Here is a 19,081-nt window from a genome sequence, read left to right as displayed (position 1 = left end):
CATGACCGAGGACCTGGAGTTCCCCTCAGGCTCCAAACTGGACACCACGGTTCCGCACTCGGCGCGGATCTGGAACTACTGGCTCGGCGGCAAGGACAACTTCGCGGTCGACCGGGCCGCCGGCGATGAGGTGATCGCACACATCCCGGACATCCCCATCGGGGCCAAGTCCGAGCGCGCGTTCCTCAAGCGCGTGGTCAGGTTTCTCGTCGAGGATGCCGGCATCCGTCAGTTCCTCGACGTCGGCACCGGGCTCCCCTCGGCGGACAACACCCACGAGGTCGCGCAGTCCCTCGAACCGCGCTGCCGGGTGGTCTACATCGACAACGACCCGCTCGTCATGGCGCATGCGCGTGCGCTCCTGACCAGCGCGCCGGGAGGCAGCTGCGACTACGTCGAAGCCGATCTGCGGCAGCCGGACACGATACTCGCGTCCGCGCGGCAGACGCTCGACTTCTCGCAGCCGATCGGCCTCATACTCCTCGGCGTCGTCAACCACCTCATGGACGACGACGTGGCGTACGACTCCGTCGCGCAGCTGGCGCAGGCGATGCCCACCGGTAGCTACCTGGTACTCACCCACTCCACCGCGGAGATCCACGGCGAGCCGATGCTGCGCGTGATGCGGGAAACCACCGAGCGCGGCGGCACGCCAATCCGCGCCAGAACGAAGAAGGAACTCGAGCGCTTCTTCGACGGCTTGGATCTGCTGGAGCCCGGCGTCGTTACGTGCTCGCGCTGGCGCCCCGGCCCGGAGTCCGACGAGCCGGAGGTCTACCTGTTCGGCGGCGTCGGCCGCATCGGCTGAGCTGAGCCTCTCGACGCCGGTCAGCCACGAGGGCAACCTATTCGCGGGCACGGGGGTGACCGCTGGATCAGCGGCCAGGGGCCCGTCTCGGGGCGACGAGCCCGCAGCGATCTCCATCGAGGAATCCGCCATCTTGGGTGAAAAACCGGGCCGCCACACCCGCTGATAAGCCACCGACAAGGGCCAGGTCAGCAGACGTTGCCGCCGTCAGAACCGATGAGAACCTACACCAGGTTGTAGCTTCCCATCCAACATGGCGCTCTCTCATTAGACATTGCGCCCGACTTGACGCTTGCGCCAAATCGATGCGAAATGGTCTGGCCAGTCGCCTTCCGCCGGCCCATCGACCACACGCAAGGACACGGCCCTGAAATAACACCATCTCGGATAGACAGTCTGCCAAGTCGGTAAAAATCCGTCCTGCAACCCAGGTGATGAGGTGACACCGCGGACCACCGTCACAGGTGGCGCCTCCCCCAGCGAATCGTTGGAGTGAGTCAGGTCGCGGGCGACGGGGCCACCAGCGGGATCAGTGCGCCGCCCAGTTCGACGCACACAGGAATGGTCGCCTGGTAGTAGGCCGTCAGGGTGGGACCGTCGACATCTGGGCGATCGACGCCGATCTCGACGCAATCCCGGCCAGGTCGGATACTCATAGTATTGAGCACGATCTGGCGGCCGGCCCAGTAGTCGACGTCGGCTCGCACCTGGTGCAGCCAGGTTTCGAGCTCGACCGCGCTGTAACGGGCATCTCGCAGGCAGAGGTGACCTGGTGGGACCACATGCCGTAGGGCGTCATCGAGCGTCGGTGACGGCTTGCGGTGTACCCACACCGCGACCTCGTCGAGGTGCACCTCCAGCCCGGCGTACGAGTCCGGGTGCTCCTGCCCAACCTGCTGTGCGGCCTGTGCGTATCCGTCGAGCACGTCCTGTTGCGGCCATAAGGACTGTCCGGGGGTGACCGGATCGGGAGGCGGGTACGTCGCGCACGGCAAGGACACCGCTTCCGCTTGATGGGCGCCGGTGGTGCCGGGCTGTCCGCACCCCACAACCACGCCTAAAAGCAGCATCGCGGCACTCGTCGCGACTAGTCGTCTGACCATGCCCGCACATCACCCTTCGGTCGCAATACACCACTCAGAGTAGTGACCCGTGGAGGAGGGACACGGTCGACGCCCCGAACGGTCCCGTCTCGTGATGCCGCCGGCATCAACGAACTCCGGACTCAGTTCGCCGGGCATCCGGAGTGTCCCTGGACGGCAGAAGTGGCTCGCCATGCAGCCAGAGCTGCAGGAGGGCTCATCCAGGCGCAGAGGTGCAGCACCACTGCCCGGCCAGGTTGTTGCCGCCGTCGGAGCACCAGGATCGAGCGGCGAACCTGGATCGCGCGAAGGTGGGACGCCCGACCTGTTAGCCGCCGAGGTGGTTGGTCAGACGATAAGTAGTGCTTTGTCATGATCTAAATGGGTGGCAGGGTTTCCTTGTAGGGAAGTGGGGCCCGGAGCCCCCGGCCCGCTCCCCGACTTCCTGGTCATCGGCGGGCAGCGCTGTGGCACCACCTCGCTCTACCACTATCTCGCCGCGCATCCCCGGGTCCGGGTGGCGACCGGCAAGGAGTTGCAGTTCTTCAGCGTCTACCACGGTCGGGGAGTGCGCTGGTACCGGGCGTATTTCCCGACCCTCGCCCCGGACCAACGCACCTTCGAGGCGAGCCCGTACTACCTGTTCCACCCGAACGTGCCGGCCCGGGTCGCGGCGACCCTGCCCGACGGCCGCTTCGTCGCACTGCTGCGCGACCCGGTGCAGCGGACCTACTCGCACTACCTGCACACCCGCTCGTACGGCGCGGAGCCGCTCTCCTTCGCCGATGCGCTCGACGCCGAGGAGGAGCGGCTGCACCGGGCGCTGCGCGACGGACCCGGCACGCGTACCCCCCATCGGGCGCTGCGTAACCACTCGTACGCCGCCCGGGGCCGCTACGCGGAGCAGTTGGAACGCTGGTTCGAGCATGTGCCCCGTGAGCGGATCCACATCGCCCGCAACGAGGACCTGGCCGCCGACGCGGCCGGCACGTACGGCGCGATACTGCGGTTCCTCGACCTGTCGGCGTTCACCCCCGAAACCTTCGCCCGGCACACCCGCCGGGTCGACACCGGCCCGTCGCAGCTCACCCCGGAGCTACGTGAGCGGCTGACCGCGTACATCGCCCCGCACAATGCCCGGCTCGCCGAGCTGCTGGGCTGGTCGCACTCCTGGCCGGGCTCGCCCCCGGACTGAGGCCCGCACCGGTGCGGCCTGGTGTTTCGGGTGGTCCGCAACGGGTACGCCGCCGTGGCCACAGGTTGGCAGGAGGGGCCGGTAGCTCATGTCCCATGCTGCTGATGACGACATTGAGGCGTTCTTCGACCGGGTTGCCCGGTTCGGGTATGAACCCCGGCTCGAACGAACGTCCGGCACCATGCGGTTCGAGATCTTCGACGATCAGCGTGCCGACCAGGAAACGGATCACTGGCTGGTCACCTTCTCCCGCGGTCACCTCGACGCGTCCCGGGGGCAGCATCCGGCGGACACGGTGATCCGGATCGACCGGGCCACCTTCCGGGACCTCATCACCGGCCGGGCGAACATGGTCGAGAACTGGCTGCGCAATCGGGTACAGGCGTTCGGTGCCCCGACTCTGCTCTTCCAGTTCTGGTTGATCCCCGGCCTGTTCCCGGGTCCACCGGACGCGGACCACCCGCGCGACTTCGTACGGCGGGCCCGGCGATGAACTCGGACGTGGTGCGGATCCTCGACGGCAACATGTTCGTGGTCAGTGCCGGTAACGGGGATTTCGAACCGTCGCCCTCCTTTCCCACCGGACTGTTCACGTTGGACATCCGGCACCTGTCCACCTGGGTCCTGACCGTCGACGGAAAGCGGTTGAGTGCCCTGTCCATGGATCAGCCCCGATACTTCGAGGCAAAGTTCGTGCTGGTGCCCGGCGAACCGACGCTCTACGTCGACTCGGACGTGTCGATCATCCGACGGCGTGACATCACCCGGAGCATGTGCGAGTCGCTGACCGTCCTGAACCACGGCATCGACCCGGTCGACCTGGTGGTACGCGTCGAGGTCGGTTGCGATTTCGCCGACCTGTTCGAGGTGAAGAACGCGGAGCCGAAGAAGGGCGAGCGCTCCACCCGGATCGAGGATGGAAGGCTGTGCCACCACGTCCGGTGGGACACGTTCCAGCGGTCCACCGTGATCTCCGCGAGCACCCCGGCGGAAATCGACGAGCACGGCTTCACGTTCCGGGTCCACGTCGAGCCGGACGGGTCCTGGGGCACCGACCTGCATGTGGAGACGATCGGGCCGAACGGGCGAGACGTCCGGACGAACCTGCAGGGCCAGGCCGGCCGGTCAAAACCCCAGGTGCGGAACGAGTTGCAGGATTGGCTCGACCTGGCGCCGCAACTCATCAGCGAAAACGACCTGCTGGAGTTGACGTACCAGCGCAGCCTGGTCGATCTCGCCGCGCTGCGGTTCCGCCCGCTGACCAGCGGAGCGGCCCGGGCGCAGGCCGATGACCAGTACCGCCTACCGGCGGCTGGCCTGCCGTGGTTCATGACGATCTTCGGTCGGGACAGCATCCTGACGTCGTTGCAGGCCCTCCCGTTCGCCCCACAGCTCGCCAACGCCACCCTGCGCCTGCTCGCCGCCACCCAGGCGGTCGCGCTGGACAACTTCCGAGATGCCGAACCAGGGAAGATCCTCCATGAGTTCCGCTACGGCCTGACCGCGGCCTCCGGGGAGCAGCCGCACACGCCGTACTACGGCACCGCGGACGCCACCACCCTGTTCGTCGTGCTGCTCGACGAGTACGCGCGCTGGACCGGCGACACCGCGCTGGTCCAGAACCTGGAGCACCAGACCCGGGCGGCGTTGGCCTGGATCGACGAGTACGGCGACGTGCTGGGCAACGGGTACATCGGCTATCAACGGCGTAACGAGCGGACTGGGCTGGAAAACCAGTGCTGGAAGGACTCTCCGGACGCCATCTCCTACCGCGACGGGCGCATTCCGGACGTACCCCGGTCGACCTGTGAGCTACAGGGTTACGCCTACGACGCGAAGCTGCGCGGCGCGCGCCTGGCCCGTACGGTCTGGGACGATCCGGCGTACGCCGACCGGCTGGAGCGTTCGGCGGACGAGTTGAAGCGGCGCTTCAACCGCGATTTCTGGGTCGCCGACGGCAGCTACTTCGCGATCGCGCTCGCCGCCGACGGTTCCCAGGTCGACGCGCTCTCCTCGAACATCGGGCACCTGTTGTGGAGCGGCATCGTCGACGCGGACAAGGCCGACGCGGTCGCGGGCCACCTCATGGGACCTCGGCTCTTCTCCGGGTGGGGGATCCGGACCCTGGCCGAGCATGAGGCCCGGTACAACCCCATCGGCTATCACACCGGCACGGTCTGGCCGTTCGACAACTCGTTCATCGCCTGGGGCCTGCGGCGGTACGGCTACCGGCAGGAAGCGGCCCGGGTCGGGGCCGGCATCCTCGACGCGGCGAATTTCTTCCGCGGTCGGCTGCCCGAGGCTTTCGCCGGGTATGACCGGCAGCTCACCGGCTATCCGGTCGAGTATCCGACCGCCTGCAGCCCGCAGGCATGGTCAACCGGAGCACCGCTGCTGCTGCTGCGGGTGATGCTCGGGCTGCAGCCGCAGGACGGTGACCTGGCGGTCGACCCCGAGTTGCCCAGCGAGTTCGGCCGGCTGGAGCTGCGGAATCTCCCCGGTAGTTGGGGCCGCAAGGATCTGACCTTCGAAGTCGGGTAACGCCGCCCGACCGATCCGGATCGTGCGCACCGCCAATCGCGACGACCGCACGGGCGCACCGCCCCCGAGTGGCGGCCAGCCTTCAGGACAGAACCTCGCCAGCATGCTGGAGGCCATCGGAGCCACGACCATCGGGCGCCAGGGCAACTGCGGCTATTCGATAAGGCTTGACTCACGCATCTGGCGGTGACACCCCTCGATCACCGGGCCAGGCGGCGGTCGAGCTCGGCCTTGTGACTACGTCCGGGTGGAAAACGTGGCCACCCCGCCTACCGGGGCAGGCGCGACTGGTCGGCAACCTACATGTCCGGTTGTCGGTCAAGGCATAAACGGAACTGCGCTCAGCAGACGGGGGCAGCCCGCCTGTTTCCTTGCCCTCGGCATCGAGTAATACCAGGACCGCACCGTCGAGACCGACTCGCCGCGCGGCAGAGAGCCAGTGTCTGATCGACACGCGTTCGGCGCAGAGCATCAAGGTGACCGGGCGGCTGGTGGTGAGTGTCGTGCTCCGGCCCCGACAAGAGCGGACCAGGAAGTGCCAGCGGCTGAGGCCGTGGGCCCGAATCAGCTGAGCAACCGGAACGGCTATGCCATCACCGCTCCTTCGCTGGGAACAAATCCCAGGGCCTGTTGGTTGCCCAGCTAGTACGTTTCGAATACCAGGTTCATCGGCCGCATCGCCGATGAGCTGCGAGAAGGCACTGAGATGTGCCTACGTCCGTGGAGGAGACACCATGACGACCTCGCTCGTCGACAAGATCGCTCCGGAAGCGCAGACGACTAAGGCCGAGGTCACCTGTGATGCCGACCTGATGCGCAGCGTGCTGGCGCGGGTCGGCGACAAATGGTCCGTTGTCGTGATCTGTGAACTGGGCAAGGGGCCCCGCCGTTTCAACGAGCTACGACGGCTGGCGTATCCGATCACCCAGCGGATGCTCAGCACCACCCTGCGCGCCCTAGAGCGCGACGGCGTGGTCACCCGTACGGTGCACCCCACCGTCCCACCCCAGGTCGAGTATGCCCTCGCCCCTGCCGGACGGGCCCTGCTCACCATCGTGCAGGACCTCGCGGGCTGGACCGAGCAGAACCTCGAAGACATTCGCGCCAGCCGGGCGGCATACGACCACAGCCATCAGGACCCGGCCGGCACGGACCTCTGACTACTTCGCGGTTACGCCGCCGTCGATGGCGAGCGCCGCACCGGTGATGTAGGCGGCGTCGTCGCTAAGCAGGAATGACGTAAACGCGGCGATCTCGTCTTCCCTGCCGGCACGGCCGTTCGGCTGCAGACCCAGGAAATGCCGCTCGATTTCCGGGTTCGCTGAGACTTCCCGCCACAGTGGAGTATCGACCAGTCCGGTCACCAAAGCATTCACCCGTACGCCCTCGGCTGCCACGTCCAGTGCGGCCGAGCGGGTGAGTCCGATGACGCCGTGTTTCGCCGCCGAATAGGCCGCTAAGTTCGCGTCCCCGACTATTCCCACGGTGGAGGCATTGTTGACGATGGAGCCGCCACCGGACGCCAGAATCGCCGGGATCTCGTGCTTGAGGCTGTAGAACACGCTGGTCAGGTTGCGGTCGATGGTGCTCCGCCAGAAGGCGTCGTCGATGTCGCGTACGGCGCCGATGGCGTTTCCTCCACCGGCGTTGTTGAACGCGCCGTCCAGCCGGCCGAACTCGGCGACGGTGACTCGTACCAATTCGGCGACCTGCTCCTCCACCGTCACGTCGGTCGGCACGAACAGCGCCTGGCCACCGGCCGCCACGATCGCGGCGGTGACCCCCTCACCACGTTTCCTGTCCCGCGCACCGATCACAACCTTCGCGCCCTCCCCGGCAGCCCGCTGGGCGAACGCCCGCCCCATCCCCATGGTGCCGCCGGTAACAATGATTACCTTCGATTGCAGTCGCGCAGACATCTTCCCGTACCCCTTCAGAATCTCATCGCAAGGTCTCGACCAGAGCCCGCTGTTCGGCGCTCCGGGATGACACGATCAAGGCTGCCCACAAAGACCGCACTCGACAAGAAGGCAGTTTTAAGTGCTCAGGTTCCCTAAAAGGAACCGACCCCCACGGCGAAGTCAAAGGCATCAACGACCGCCCCGACGCCACGGTCGATCAGGGATACAACGGGCCATCACCGCCGCGTCGACCCGCCCAGCTTCCGGCACCTGAGCTAGTGCCTGAGACCGGCTCCCGCCGCAGCACGGACCTGGCCAGGCACCGCAAAGGCGGACAGCCAGGCCGTGACCACGCCGCCGGACGACAGCCCGTAGACCACGACCGGCCGCTTGACGACCCGGTCGAAAGGCGGACCAGGTCCGACCGAAGATATCCAGGCTGTAGCGACCCGGCGTCCAGGTGGACCGACCCCTACCCCGCAAGTCCACCGCGTACACCTGACAGCAGCCGGGGAGAAGCCGCATGGCCGCCTCGTAGCCCCACCAGAACTCCGTCTGGGCGAGATGGAGAGACACATTGTGCCGGGAGAGCTCGGGATCACCGACCACGGCGCGGTTCATACGGACCTCGCCGAGGTCGGCGGTCTGTTCCGGATAGCGGCGCGATACGTAGATCCCCGGGTGGGTCAGCGGCATCCCGGTAACTCATTGGACCGCCTCGATCGAGCCACCGATCGTGGCATGTCCGTCCGGACTAGCGGGATCGGGAACGGCGGTCACGGTGCCGTCACACCGGGGCGGGCGTGCGAGCTGTCCTCGCCGTGCGGTTCCGGTACCGTCCTGCCTCGGGTCGACGCGGACGGCTGAGAGACGGCGCAACTGTTCGGCCGCGCGGCTGCCGGCGGCGGGGGTGAAGATGACGACCAGTTGATCGAGGTCCTCGGCCCGGAGGATCTGGCACTGCAGGTCGATCATGCCGCTCTCCGGGTGCACCAGGGTCTTGGTGCCGGATCGGCAGATCGCCACCCGCTGCTCCTGCCACATCCGCTCGAACTCGGCGCTGCGGGCGCGCAGCGTACGGATGAGCCGGTCGGCCTCCGGGTCGTTGACGCGCACCGACCTGGCCCGCAGCTCGGCCACCGGGCGCGGCCCTCCTCCTCGTGCTCCTCGCGCGGGTGAACCGACCGGGAGGCCGGGTCGGTGAACCAGCGGTAGGCGCTGTTGCGAGCGTCACCGGTGTAGATCGAATGGTCGCCAAGCAGCGCGACGGCCATCGGGTTCTGGACGACCGTCTCTCCCAGAAGCGTCGTGACCTGGGCGGGCACATCCCCGAGTCCGTCGATGAGCTGCCTCATCGCGGGAGCGACTTCGCGGCTCGGCGCGAGCCTCGGCAGTGGTTCCTGGCCGGCGATCCGGTACAGGTAGTCACGTTCGTCACCGGTCAGCCGCAGGGCTCGCGCCAGGGCGCCCAGGATCTGCGGCGACGGCGGCCGGGTGCGAGCCTGCTCCAGCCTTCGGTAGTAGTCCGTCGACATGGCGGCCAGCCCGGCAACGTCCTCGCGCCGAAGCCCCTGGGTACGCCGGCGTGAACGAGCGTCCAACCCGAGTTCCTCAGGCTGGAGTGCCGCACGCCTGGAACGGAGGAAATGAGCCAGTTCGTCAGAACTCACACCCCATTGTTCCCGCACGGATGCCCGATCCGCCGTCGGACACGGAGCCGCCCGCGCGAAAGCCGGCGGCGTTCGCGGCGTTCCGGCCACGGCGTGCAAGGACGGGAGGAGCATTATCCAGGGCAAGGTTCTCCCCTGGTAGCCGCCGTCGCGGTCGACAACAGTTGACGCGCCACGAACGAAAACACCATTCGGTATCACGTCTGGCAAATTACTGATGAGTAACTCATGTTCGGGGGGAAACTTCAAGTGACTACCGAGAACACCCGGTCAGCGAAAGCGGAACGCGACCTGTCGTCGCTGCGCGGGCTGGCGAGCGGGGGCGTCCACCTGCGAGGTGACGAAGATTACGACCGCGCCCGGACGACCTGGGCGCTCGCGGTCGACCTGCGTCCCGCTGCGGTGGCCTTCCCGCTCAACGCGGAGGAGGTCACGGCCGTCGTACGGGCCGCCGCAGCGGCCGGGCTGCGGGTCGCGCCACTGGGCACCGGGCACAACGCCCACCCGCTCGGCGACCTGAGCGACAGCGTACTGATGCGCATGTCTGGAATGACCGGGATCACGATCGACGCCGACGCGCGCCAGGCACGGGTCGAGGCCGGAGTCGTGTGGTCTTCCGTGGTCGAAGCGGCCGGGGCGCATGGCCTGGCCGCTCTACACGGATCATCGCCGGACGCCGGCGTGGTCGGCTACTTGCTCGGCGGAGGCGTGAGCTGGTACGCCCGGTCGCTGGGCCTGGCGACCAACAGCCTGACCGCCGTCGAACTGGTCACCGCGGACGGCTCGCTCGTCCGGGTCGACGCCGAGCACCACCCGGACCTGTTCTGGGCGGTACGCGGGGGCGGGGGCGCCAACTTCGGTGTGGTGACGGCGATCGAGTTCACGCTCTACCCGATCGAGACCGCGTACGCCGGCATGCTGGTGTGGGACCTGCGCGACGCGCACCAGGTGCTCAGCCGCTGGGCACAGTGGGCCGCCGACGCGCCCGACGCGGTCACCACCTCGTACCGGCACCTACACTTCCCGCCGATTCCCGAGATCCCGGAACCGTTCCGGGGCCGCCAACTGGTCGTCATCGACGGCGCAGTACTGGGCGACGACGCCGAGGCGGAGCGGCTCCTGGCGCCGCTGCGGAACCTCGGACCGGAGATGGACACCTTCGCCCGGGTGCCGGCCGCGTCACTGATACGGATGCACATGGACCCGGAGCAACCCGTGCCGGGTGGCGGGCGGTCGTCCCTGCTCGACGAGCTGCCGCCGGCCGCGGTGGACCGCCTGGTCGAGGTCGCTGGCGCCGACTCCGGCAACTCGCTGTTCCTGATGGCGGAGTTGCGCCAGCTCGGTGGGGCGCTCGGGCGCCCACAGCCCGGCGCGGGCGCGACGGCGATGCTCGACGGCCGGTTCCAACTGATCGCCGGCGGCATGATGATCGGCGAGCTGGCCAAGCAGACCATCGCCGACTGCGAACGGGTGGTCGACGCGATGGCGCCCTACTCACGCGGACGGGAGTACCTGAACTTCCAGGAGGAGCCCGTGGACCCGTCGACCGGCTACGACGCCTCGGCCTGGGAGAGACTGATCCATTCCGCAACGCGGTCGACCCAGGTGCCCTCTTCCAGGCCAACCACGAAATTCCCACCCGCCGATAGCGGACCACCCTCCGCTGACGACGGTCGCACGCGCGGGGCACGGTCATGGAACCGTGCCCCGCCGCTTACCGTAACCAGCATTCGCCTTGCCCACTGACATCCACAAGCGACATCGGTCTTGACGGATTGCTCAACAAGTCTGACAACCTGAGGCGACACTCCCGGCCGTTCCGGCGGGAGGCGCTGCTGGTGGTCGCCGGTCTCGCCACCGGGTGCGCCGGGCTGCCGCGGATGAACTCGTACTCCGCCTCCCCCACCGCCGGGGTGAGCTACGTGCTGATGGCCTTCGTCGTGGTGACGTTCGGCGTGCTCGGCAGCATCATCGCAGCCACCCTCGCCGGCCTGCTGGTCGGCGTCGCGCAGGCATTGGGCGGGCTGTACGCACCCAGCTACCCCCTCGCCGTGGCCCTGGTGATCGTCCTGGTACGCCCACCAGGGACCACTGATACCCGATGACCGAGTGCATCGGGCAAACGATCAGGGCGTTGGTGATCGTCGCGGCGCTCAACGAGGACTACCTCCTGCCGTAACGCAAACTCCGTCCAACCGATCCGCCCGGACGCCATTCCGACCTCTGGGCGGACCGCGTCCGTAAACCGGTGCTGCCGGTACGACGCTTGTCACAACTGGCCGCTGAGGTGGGCCAGGCGTCGGGGGTAGCGGGGTCGTTGCGTCATGCGACCGGAGAACGAGTGGGACTGCTCGGGACCAGTTCCCGTTCCTGTTCCTGTTCGAGGAGCGGTGGCTCGCTCTCCGGGACCACGTCGGACCGGCCTGAGGCTCGGCGCGTGACGGTGAGCAGCGCCCAGAATCCGGCCGCCGTGGCCACGCCGACCGCGACGCAGAGAAGCCACAGGGCGGGTCCTCCCCAGAGATCCAGCGCCAGACCACCGACAAGCGGAGCGAGGATCGACGCGACCGAGGTGCTGAAGCCGAACAGGCCCTGGTAACGGCCGTGGGCTCGCTCGTCGGACAACTCGGCCACCGCGGCCGCCGAGGCAGGCGCGTAGGCGATTTCACCCAGCGTCCACACCATAACCGAGAGCGAGTAGAGGATTACCGATGTGCCAGCGAAGCCGTTCACACCGAACCCCACACCTGTGAGCAGCGCGCTGAGCGCGAGCACCATCCTGCGGTCGCGCCCCTTGAGCATGGAGGTGACCGGGATCTGCAGCACGACGATCAGGATGCCGTTCAGCGCGATGATCAGCCCGTACGCCTGGGTGCCGATCCCGCTTCCGGCCATGGCCACCGAGAGGCTGCTGGACCCCTGGTAGAACATCATCCACATGGCGAATCCGAGCAGGCAGAGCACCAGGAACCGGGAGTCCCCGAGGATGTGCCCGAGACCGACCCGGGCCGCGGGGACCGGCGACGGCACCTCGGGTCCCGCTGGCCGGGTCTCCGGCAGCTTCACCCACATCACCACCGCGCAGAGCAACGTCGTGACAGCATCGCCGATGAAAAGCCAGAGATACCCTTGGTGCGCGAGGACGCCGGCCACCGCCGCCGAGAAGCCGAAGCCAATGTTGCTGGCCCAGTAGTTGACGGAGAACGCCCGCTGCCGGTCCTCCGGCGGGACGAGATCCACGATCATCGCCGAGATCGCTGGGCGTGAGGCGCTGGCGGCGGCGCCCACGCTGAACGCCAGCACGGCGATGGCGGTGGACCCGGTGACGAACCCCATCGCCGCGGTGACCACGGCAGTGACGAGCTGGGCACCGCCCATCGTCGCGCGGCGCCCGATCCGGTCACTCAGCTCACCGCCGAGCAGCGCACCGACGGATGCGCCAACCCCGTAGATCGCCAATATGAGGCCCGCGTGGGCCGCCGAGTAACCGAGCACCGATGTGAGGTAGATGGCCAGAAACGGAAAGACGAACGTGCCGAGCCGATTCACCAGCGTGCTGGTCCACAGCCACCAGAACCCGTCGGGAAATCCGTTCAGGCTTCGGGCGAGGCTTCGAGTGCTCTTGTTCATTCTCCGCTGCTCTTCTCCATCGATCCGGGTCGGTGATCCACAGTCAACGCATGCGTACGGTGAGTTTCCCCGCCGCCGACAGGGCGTTATGGAGCGACAGTTCGGCCGTCTCGCCGTCGGCGAGCAGCATGGCCAGCACCCCGCGCTGATCGGTAGTGGCGGGAATCGCATCACCCGGGCTCTGGATGGGATAGAGCGTCGGCGTTCCGGGGTGGTCGCGGAGCTGTTCCGCCCCGCTGATCCCGTCGAAGGTCCCGACGCCGGGGGCGTACACGGCGATCTGTGTCGTGCCCTGCCGGATCTCGGGATCGAGGTCCATTACCAGCGGGCGTCGCCCCAGGGCGAGGTCGATGAAGGCACTGTGGAAGTTGATGCCGAGTGACCGGTTGATGGACTCACCGATCAGCGCGCCACCCATTCTCGTATTGATCTCCACGATCTCGAAACCGCCGGTGGTGATGATGAACTCGGTGTGGGTAACGCCCTCGTGGTAGCCGACGGAGCAGAGGATCGCGGAAAGCCACTTCGCCAGTTCGCTCCGCATCGTCTCGGGCAGGTTCACCGGGAAGCTCCCCATCTCCTCCCGGAAGTGCGGCTCCGGTGACAGCGCACGGCTCGTGACGCCGATGATTTTTGTCTCGCCGGCCCAGCTCACCGTCTCAGCGCTGTACATGGGTCCGAGAAAGTAGGGCTCGGCGGTCAGCGCGCCGCCACGTAGGTCCTCCGCGTGCCGGGCGGCGACCAGTACGCTCGCCAGCTCCTCCGGCTTGCGGACCAGCCAGACGTTCTGGCTCAAGCTGCCCGCGACATCTTTCACGACACACGGGAACGGCAGCAGACGGATCAGTTCTGCCGGGTTCGCGGTCAGCGGATCGAAGACGACGCTCGGCGAACGCGAGAAACCATTGTCGTAGAGGTGTCGACGCAGGCGCCCTTTGTCCCGCAGCAGCGATACCGCCTCCGTGTTCTCGTGTGGCAGGCCCAGCCGATCCGCGACGGCGAGTGCCTGCAGGCTCCACGGGTCCGCCATCCGGACCAGACCGGCGAGATCGGGCACCGCGCGCAGGATGCTGATCACTTCGTCGACGTTGCCGGTGTCGACATCAACGACCCTGATCGAATCGCCCGGCGCCTTAGACAGCTCGTGGGTGTATCGGGAACGCTCACCGGTGAGCAGAATCACTTCATGCCCGCGCTCACGGGCCGCGTCGACCAGATACCCCAGGCCGAAGTTGATCGTTTCGAGTACGGCGATAGTCACTGGCGAACCTCGTCTGCGTCAGTTGGTGCGATCGGCGCTATCCAGGTTCACCGGGATGTTCTCGCCCCGCCTCGGGAAGATGCCGCATATTCCGTCCTCGAACACCGGAATCGGTCGTCGTCGGCTCAGGCACCTCGGAACAAATCCGTAGACGCACCGCGCGAGCAACGCACCACGAATCCGGCAATTACTCTCAGTCACACGGGTGTCCGCAGACTGTGCCATGCTTGGACCGGTGGAAAACACAGCGGTAAGCCCCGTCTTCGTGGGGCGGGGCCCCGAACTCGCCGAACTCATCCGCTCGGTGCAGGCGGCCGAGGCCGGGACGCCCCAGGCGTTACTCCTGCGGGGCGAGGCGGGCGTCGGCAAAACCCGGCTGGTCGAGGAGTTGCTCCATACCCTCAAGGCCGGAGTGGCGGTCACGGCGATCGGCGGCTGTGTCGAGGTCGGCGGCGAAGGACTGCCCTTCGCACCGTTCTCCGCCGCGCTGCGGTCGCTGTGGCAGCAGTTGCCCGACGAGGTGAGTGCGGCGAGCGCAGGCCAGAAGGAACTACTCGCGCGACTCATGCCGGAACTGGGCTCCTCGGGGCCCTTCGGGCAGGGCGACGACGACAACGCGCGCCTGTTCGAGCTGACCGCCCGGATCCTGGAACGACTCGCGTCGAATCGGCTGGTCGTGCTCGTCGTCGAGGATCTGCACTGGGCCGACGCGTCGACCCGTCACCTACTCGGCTATCTGTTGCGCACCAAACGGAATGGCCGGCTTCTGATCATCGCGACCTACCGTTCCGATGACATCCACCGCCGCCACCCGCTGCGCCGGCTGCTCGCGGAGGTGGACCGACTGCGTACAGTGCGGCGGATCGAGATACCCCGGTTCACTCGGGTCGAGGTACTGAAGCAGCTCAGCGGCATCCTCGGCGCCTCACCGGACCCCGCCCTGCTCAACGAGATCTTCGACCGGTCCGACGGTAACGCCTTCTTCGTCGAGGAACTCGCCCGCTCGTATGTCGAGCGCGCGCGAGTTGGACTGGACGACCTTCGCGACCTGCTGCTGGTGCGGCTGGAGGCGCTGCCGGAAGGCAGCCAGCGAATCGTGCGGATCGCGGCCGAAAGCGGTACCGCGGTCGGCTACCCGCTGCTGAAGGCCGTCACGGGCTTACCAGAGGACGAGCTGATCGAGGCACTGCGCAATGCTGTACTTGCCCAGATCCTCGTACCCGCCCGGGACGGGTCCGGGTACGGCTTCCGACATGCACTGGTCCGCGAGGCGGTGAGCGACAGTCTCCTGCCGGGCGAGCGCGCTCTGATCAATCGGCGGTACGCCGAGGCTTTGGAGGCCGACGCCTCTCTTGTCCGGGTCGAGGAGCTGATGACTCGACTCGCCCGGCACTGGTACGACGCGCACGACGACGTGAAAGCCCTACAGATGAGTGTGTCCGCCTCCGTCGAGGCAAGGAACCGCTACGCGTACGCCGAGCAGTTGCGGTTGCTGGAACGCGCGATGGAGCTGTGGGACCGGGTGTCGGATCAGGTGCGCGGTGAACTGCGCCCGTTGGGCCATCCGGAGGCGTACCCGACCCGGGTCTCTGCGTCGGACGGCGTCGGAGTGCGCTACGTCGACCTGCTCGCGGCGGCGACCGTCGCCGCCCGGCAGAGCGGGGATCACGACCGAGCACTCAACCTGGTCCGGAGTGCGCTTGAGCTGATCCCCCCGAAGCGCGACCCGCTGCCTGCGGCCTGGTTCTGGACGCAGCGCTCGCTGCTGGTGCAGGAGCTGAATCGCGGGGATGGATGGCAGGAACTACGGAAAGCTCGCGACCTGGTAGACGGACACCCACCGTCCGTGGTGCACGCCGATGTCCTCGTACACGTCGCGAACTGGGGCGCGAAACATCGGCCAGGGCCGGAGAGCCTGCTCGACGCCGAGCGTGCTGTGGATTACGCCACCCAGGTCGACTCCGAAGAGCTCGAACTGCACGCCCGCATCACCCGGTGCTGGCTCAAGGCCGAAACCGATGTCGACGGCACAAGCCTCGCCGAGCTGTACGAGGCGCGCGGACGTGCCGAGGAGTTGGGGTCGGTCAGCGTCGTCGGCCGCGCCAACCAGAACCTGCCGTCGACCCTGGAGGGGATGGGCCATTCGGAGGAGGCGGTGGCCGCCGCCGAACACGGTGTTGAGGTGTGCCGCTCGCTCGGCCTGGCCGAGACCGAGGCGTGGGTGCAGAGCAACCGTTCGCTCTCGCTCTTCTCGCTGGGACGCTGGCCGGAGTCCGATGCCGCCCTAGACGAGGCGGCGGCGGTCGCGCAGTCGTACAAGGTTCGCGGCATCATCGCGATGCGCCAGTCGTACAACCTGTTGGTCCGTGGCGACGTCGAGGCGGCGGCGAGCCACCTTGCGCTGAGCCGGCGGTTGCTCGGCACCGAAGATCTCCAGCCGCAGTTGGTCGTCTCCCTGACTCACTACGGGATGGAGATCGCCGCACGGCAGGGCAGGCTCACCGACGCGCGGGCCGAGTTTCTTCGGGCCGACGCCGCGGGCCTCACCGCTGGCCCGGTGCGTTACGCCCTACCGATGCTCCGGGCCGCCGCAGCGTTCGAGGCGGACGCTCGCGGTACGACCGCACCCGCCGAAGCGGGGGCGGCTGTTCTTGCCGCTGTCCACGGGGCCGCCGCTCGCCTTCGCGCGGTATTTCCCATCGACCATGCCTTCGACCGCATGGTCCTGGCGGAACTGCGCCGGGCGGAAGGCGCCGACGACCCCGCCCTGTGGGCGGAGGTGGTCGCCGCCTTCGAGTCACTGGAGCGACCGTACGAGCTGGCAATCGCCCACCTGGGCCAGGGCCGCGCTCTGCTCGGCGTGCACCAGCGCCGCACCGAGGCGGCAGACCAGCTCACCCGGGCCCACCGGATCGCCGGTCGGCTCGGCGCTCGGCTGCTGAATCTCGATATCGAGGCGCTGGCGCACCGAGCGGGCCTCACGCTGACCGACAGCCCGCCCGCCGGCTCCCCCACCGGCGAATCGACCTCCCTTGGGCTCACCCCGCGCGAGTCAGAGGTGCTACGGCTGGTGGCGACCGGATACAGCAACCGGCGGATCGCCGAGGAGCTCTACATCTCGCAGAAGACCGCCAGCACCCATGTCTCCAACATCCTGGCCAAGCTCGGCGCCTCCGGACGCACCGAGGCCGCGGCGATGGCCCACCGGCTCGGTCTTCTGATCGGCTGACCATCCCGGCTATGGTGCGGGGGTCGGCGGACGGATCCGGTCCCCACCAGGTTCGCCGCCGCGACAGCGATCAGGATGACCATAACGACAAGCGCAGCCATTATCGGTGGCAGCAGGGGCGTGGCCGGTGCCAGACCGGCCAGCAGTAGCAGCCCGATCAGCCGGACCGGGTCGACCCGCCCGAACAGGGCGTAGTCGAGCATGACGCGGCCGATCAGGAACAGGCCCGGGCCGCCGACGATAACCGCCGTCCAGGACGTCGGGGTGTCGCCGAACGGCCGATCGATGACGAGTTGACTGGTCACCGCCGTGCACAGGATGCCCGCCACCATGATCAGGTGAACGAACGCGGTGATCTCTCTGAGTCGGGCCGGATTGGCGGACGTGGCGATGGTGAAGGTCAGCTCATCTCCGGAGCGGTAGATGTAGATGCGCCAGATCATTACCGTAATCATGAAGACCACGACGAGCGCCCCAGCCTGATCAGTCGTGAATTCACTCAGCTGAACGACCTGCCGGTCAGAAAGATCGACACGCTGAGCGCGACGATGACGAACTGCCGGTAGCGCTCGGCAATCCGCTCGCCGACCACCCGTGCCGCCGAAGGCAGTCGGCACCACGACCATGGCGTGGGCCAGCCGAGCACGACCCCGGCGTATTCCACCGCTACCGCCACCGCCCAGAGCACGCCACGGGTGGTCCCGGCCACCAGCCCACCCAAGATCCACGGTGTCGCGGCGGCGGCCTGCCAGAAGAAGATCCGGCGAACCCTGAGCTTCAACGCTGGGTTGGGGACGATCAGCAGGTAATAGACGCCCTTGGTGAGACTGGTCGCCAACCTTTGGAGCGCATGGATTCATCTTCGTCGCGGCGTACTTCGGCATCCATGACGCCCGCGACGCGGTCCTCATCCCCGGCACCCGCGTAAACCCGTACATCCAGGCCCGAAGCATTCGGGTCTTCTTCTGGTTCCTCGTCTCCGCCCCGCTGTGGGTCGCCGGCGTGTTCACAGAGGGGAATATCCGGCTGGCGCTCTGGGCAATCGCGGCAGCGGTGGACCTCTGGTCGGCCCGAATCGGCTGGCCGACGCCGCGGCTCGGCCGCACCGAACTCGCCAGCCAGATCTTCACTGGCAACCACCTGACCGAGCGCCACCGGCAGATCTTCATCATCGGGATCGGCGAACTGATTCTCACCGCTGGTTCCGGGCTCGCCTTCTCCCACCGTGATGGCGGCCGGATAGCCGTTGCCGCAGTGGCGTTCGCCAACGCGATGCTCCTCTTTCAGCTGTATTTCCAGCGGGTCCAACAACTGCTGGCTCCTGGCGAGGTCTCCTCCGTGGAGCGAGTTCGTCCTGCCACCTCCACCTCGTACAGCCATCTGGTGATGGTGGCCGGCGTCGTGGTCATCTCGACCAGCACCTCGCTCACGTTCAGCCGTCCACTCGGCGAGGTGTCGGTGGCCTGGATCCTCACTCTTCTCGGCGGCCCCGGGCTTTTCCTCCTCGGCACCTGCCTATTCGACTACGTGGTGACCAGCCGGATCCTCTGGTCCCGATCCATCGCCTTGCTCGTGCTGGCCGCGATCGCCCCCGCGATGCCGCTGCTGCCACCACTCGGCATCATGCTCGTGACAAACCTGGTCCTACTGATCACGCTGGTCAACGAAATGATTGTCAATCGTCGCCGGCCGGTCAGCCACCTGATGAAACAACGCCGGTAAAGACGGCCGACGAATCGCCGAGGAATGGATCGGAAGCGATCC

At 67.4% G+C, this 19,081-nt stretch carries 16 protein-coding genes and 1 pseudogene; 9 read left to right on the top strand and 8 right to left on the bottom strand.

Annotated elements, in window-relative coordinates; all coding sequences use genetic code 11:
* The first annotated feature begins 1 nt into the window (after position 1).
* Positions 2–808 (top strand): SAM-dependent methyltransferase, encoded by an 807-nt coding sequence (locus tag BDK92_RS30950; protein WP_121159922.1) that lies wholly within the window; start codon positions 2–4, stop codon positions 806–808.
* A gap of 497 nt (positions 809–1,305) precedes the next feature.
* Here BDK92_RS30950 and BDK92_RS30945 read toward each other — a convergent pair whose 3' ends face one another.
* Complete coding sequence (locus BDK92_RS30945) at positions 1,306–1,734, bottom strand: hypothetical protein (protein ID WP_121159921.1); 429 nt, start codon at positions 1,732–1,734, stop codon at positions 1,306–1,308.
* Between the two features lie 565 nt (positions 1,735–2,299).
* Here BDK92_RS30945 and BDK92_RS30940 point away from each other — a divergent pair.
* From BDK92_RS30940 to BDK92_RS30925, 4 genes are all read left to right on the top strand, one after another.
* Entirely contained in the window at positions 2,300–3,085 is a 786-nt protein-coding gene (locus BDK92_RS30940) for a sulfotransferase family protein (protein WP_170208747.1), read from the top strand.
* A gap of 88 nt (positions 3,086–3,173) precedes the next feature.
* Positions 3,174–3,578: an SCP2 sterol-binding domain-containing protein gene (locus tag BDK92_RS30935; protein ID WP_121159919.1), complete on the top strand. Its 405-nt coding sequence runs from the start codon at positions 3,174–3,176 to the stop codon at positions 3,576–3,578.
* Positions 3,575–5,626, top strand: a complete 2,052-nt coding sequence (locus tag BDK92_RS30930; RefSeq protein WP_121159918.1) for an amylo-alpha-1,6-glucosidase — start codon at positions 3,575–3,577, stop codon at positions 5,624–5,626. Before BDK92_RS30935 ends, BDK92_RS30930 begins: the two co-directional genes overlap by 4 nt.
* A gap of 734 nt (positions 5,627–6,360) precedes the next feature.
* Complete coding sequence (locus BDK92_RS30925; RefSeq protein WP_121159917.1) at positions 6,361–6,786, top strand: winged helix-turn-helix transcriptional regulator; 426 nt, start codon at positions 6,361–6,363, stop codon at positions 6,784–6,786.
* Here BDK92_RS30925 and BDK92_RS30920 read toward each other — a convergent pair whose 3' ends face one another.
* The 3 genes and pseudogenes from BDK92_RS30920 to BDK92_RS41025 form a co-directional block, all read right to left on the bottom strand.
* Positions 6,787–7,545 carry an SDR family NAD(P)-dependent oxidoreductase gene (locus BDK92_RS30920; RefSeq protein WP_121159916.1) on the bottom strand — a complete coding sequence of 253 codons (759 nt, stop codon included), beginning with the start codon at positions 7,543–7,545 and terminating at the stop codon, positions 6,787–6,789.
* A gap of 687 nt (positions 7,546–8,232) precedes the next feature.
* Entirely contained in the window at positions 8,233–8,667 is a 435-nt protein-coding gene (locus BDK92_RS30915) for an MmyB family transcriptional regulator (protein WP_281278658.1), read from the bottom strand.
* 80 nt (positions 8,668–8,747) lie between these two features.
* Positions 8,748–9,311 (bottom strand): annotated as a pseudogene (locus tag BDK92_RS41025) (helix-turn-helix domain-containing protein); the annotation flags it as partial.
* A 135-nt stretch (positions 9,312–9,446) separates the two neighbouring features.
* Here BDK92_RS41025 and BDK92_RS30910 point away from each other — a divergent pair.
* Positions 9,447–10,943: an FAD-binding oxidoreductase gene (locus tag BDK92_RS30910; RefSeq protein ID WP_211349424.1), complete on the top strand. Its 1,497-nt coding sequence runs from the start codon at positions 9,447–9,449 to the stop codon at positions 10,941–10,943.
* 29 nt (positions 10,944–10,972) lie between these two features.
* Complete coding sequence (locus tag BDK92_RS30905) at positions 10,973–11,302, top strand: ABC transporter permease (protein ID WP_121159915.1); 330 nt, start codon at positions 10,973–10,975, stop codon at positions 11,300–11,302.
* A gap of 217 nt (positions 11,303–11,519) precedes the next feature.
* On the opposite strand, the gene BDK92_RS30900 is transcribed toward BDK92_RS30905, so the two are convergent.
* Both BDK92_RS30900 and BDK92_RS30895 read right to left on the bottom strand, forming a co-directional pair.
* Positions 11,520–12,827 carry an MDR family MFS transporter gene (locus tag BDK92_RS30900; protein WP_170208746.1) on the bottom strand — a complete coding sequence of 436 codons (1,308 nt, stop codon included), beginning with the start codon at positions 12,825–12,827 and terminating at the stop codon, positions 11,520–11,522.
* A gap of 43 nt (positions 12,828–12,870) precedes the next feature.
* Entirely contained in the window at positions 12,871–14,088 is a 1,218-nt protein-coding gene (locus tag BDK92_RS30895; RefSeq protein WP_121159913.1) for an ATP-grasp domain-containing protein, read from the bottom strand.
* 235 nt (positions 14,089–14,323) lie between these two features.
* On the opposite strand from BDK92_RS30895, the gene BDK92_RS30890 reads away from it, so the two are divergent.
* Entirely contained in the window at positions 14,324–17,317 is a 2,994-nt protein-coding gene (locus BDK92_RS30890) for a helix-turn-helix transcriptional regulator (protein ID WP_211349423.1), read from the top strand.
* Here BDK92_RS30890 and BDK92_RS30885 read toward each other — a convergent pair.
* On the bottom strand, positions 17,200–17,934 hold the full coding sequence (locus tag BDK92_RS30885) for a low temperature requirement protein A (RefSeq protein ID WP_170208745.1): 735 nt from the start codon (positions 17,932–17,934) through the stop codon (positions 17,200–17,202). The two genes, BDK92_RS30890 and BDK92_RS30885, sit on opposite strands and share 118 nt — an antisense overlap.
* Positions 17,817–18,155 carry a low temperature requirement protein A gene (locus tag BDK92_RS41410; protein ID WP_170208744.1) on the bottom strand — a complete coding sequence of 113 codons (339 nt, stop codon included), beginning with the start codon at positions 18,153–18,155 and terminating at the stop codon, positions 17,817–17,819. The genes BDK92_RS30885 and BDK92_RS41410 overlap by 118 nt, the downstream gene beginning before the upstream one ends.
* A gap of 20 nt (positions 18,156–18,175) precedes the next feature.
* On the opposite strand from BDK92_RS41410, the gene BDK92_RS30875 reads away from it, so the two are divergent.
* Entirely contained in the window at positions 18,176–19,039 is an 864-nt protein-coding gene (locus BDK92_RS30875; RefSeq protein ID WP_121159909.1) for a low temperature requirement protein A, read from the top strand.
* Positions 19,040–19,081: the final 42 nt, after the last annotated feature.

Origin of the sequence: Micromonospora pisi, from assembly GCF_003633685.1 — a bacterium.
Classification (GTDB): Bacteria; Actinomycetota; Actinomycetes; order Mycobacteriales; family Micromonosporaceae; genus Micromonospora_G; species Micromonospora_G pisi.
Note: the sequence above shows the minus strand (reverse complement) of the source record. Positions and strands in the feature narration are given on the sequence as shown.

Bases quoted from the DNA above. Each gene is read 5' to 3' on its own strand.
- BDK92_RS30950 (WP_121159922.1), top strand. From the start codon at position 2: ATGACCGAGGACCTGGAGTTCCCCTCAGGCTCCAAACTGGACACCACG.
- BDK92_RS30935 (WP_121159919.1), top strand. From the start codon at position 3,174: ATGTCCCATGCTGCTGATGACGACATTGAGGCGTTCTTCGACCGGGTT.
- BDK92_RS30930 (WP_121159918.1), top strand. From the start codon at position 3,575: ATGAACTCGGACGTGGTGCGGATCCTCGACGGCAACATGTTCGTGGTC.
- BDK92_RS30925 (WP_121159917.1), top strand. From the start codon at position 6,361: ATGACGACCTCGCTCGTCGACAAGATCGCTCCGGAAGCGCAGACGACT.
- BDK92_RS30920 (WP_121159916.1), bottom strand. From the start codon at position 7,545: ATGTCTGCGCGACTGCAATCGAAGGTAATCATTGTTACCGGCGGCACC.
- BDK92_RS30900 (WP_170208746.1), bottom strand. From the start codon at position 12,827: ATGAACAAGAGCACTCGAAGCCTCGCCCGAAGCCTGAACGGATTTCCC.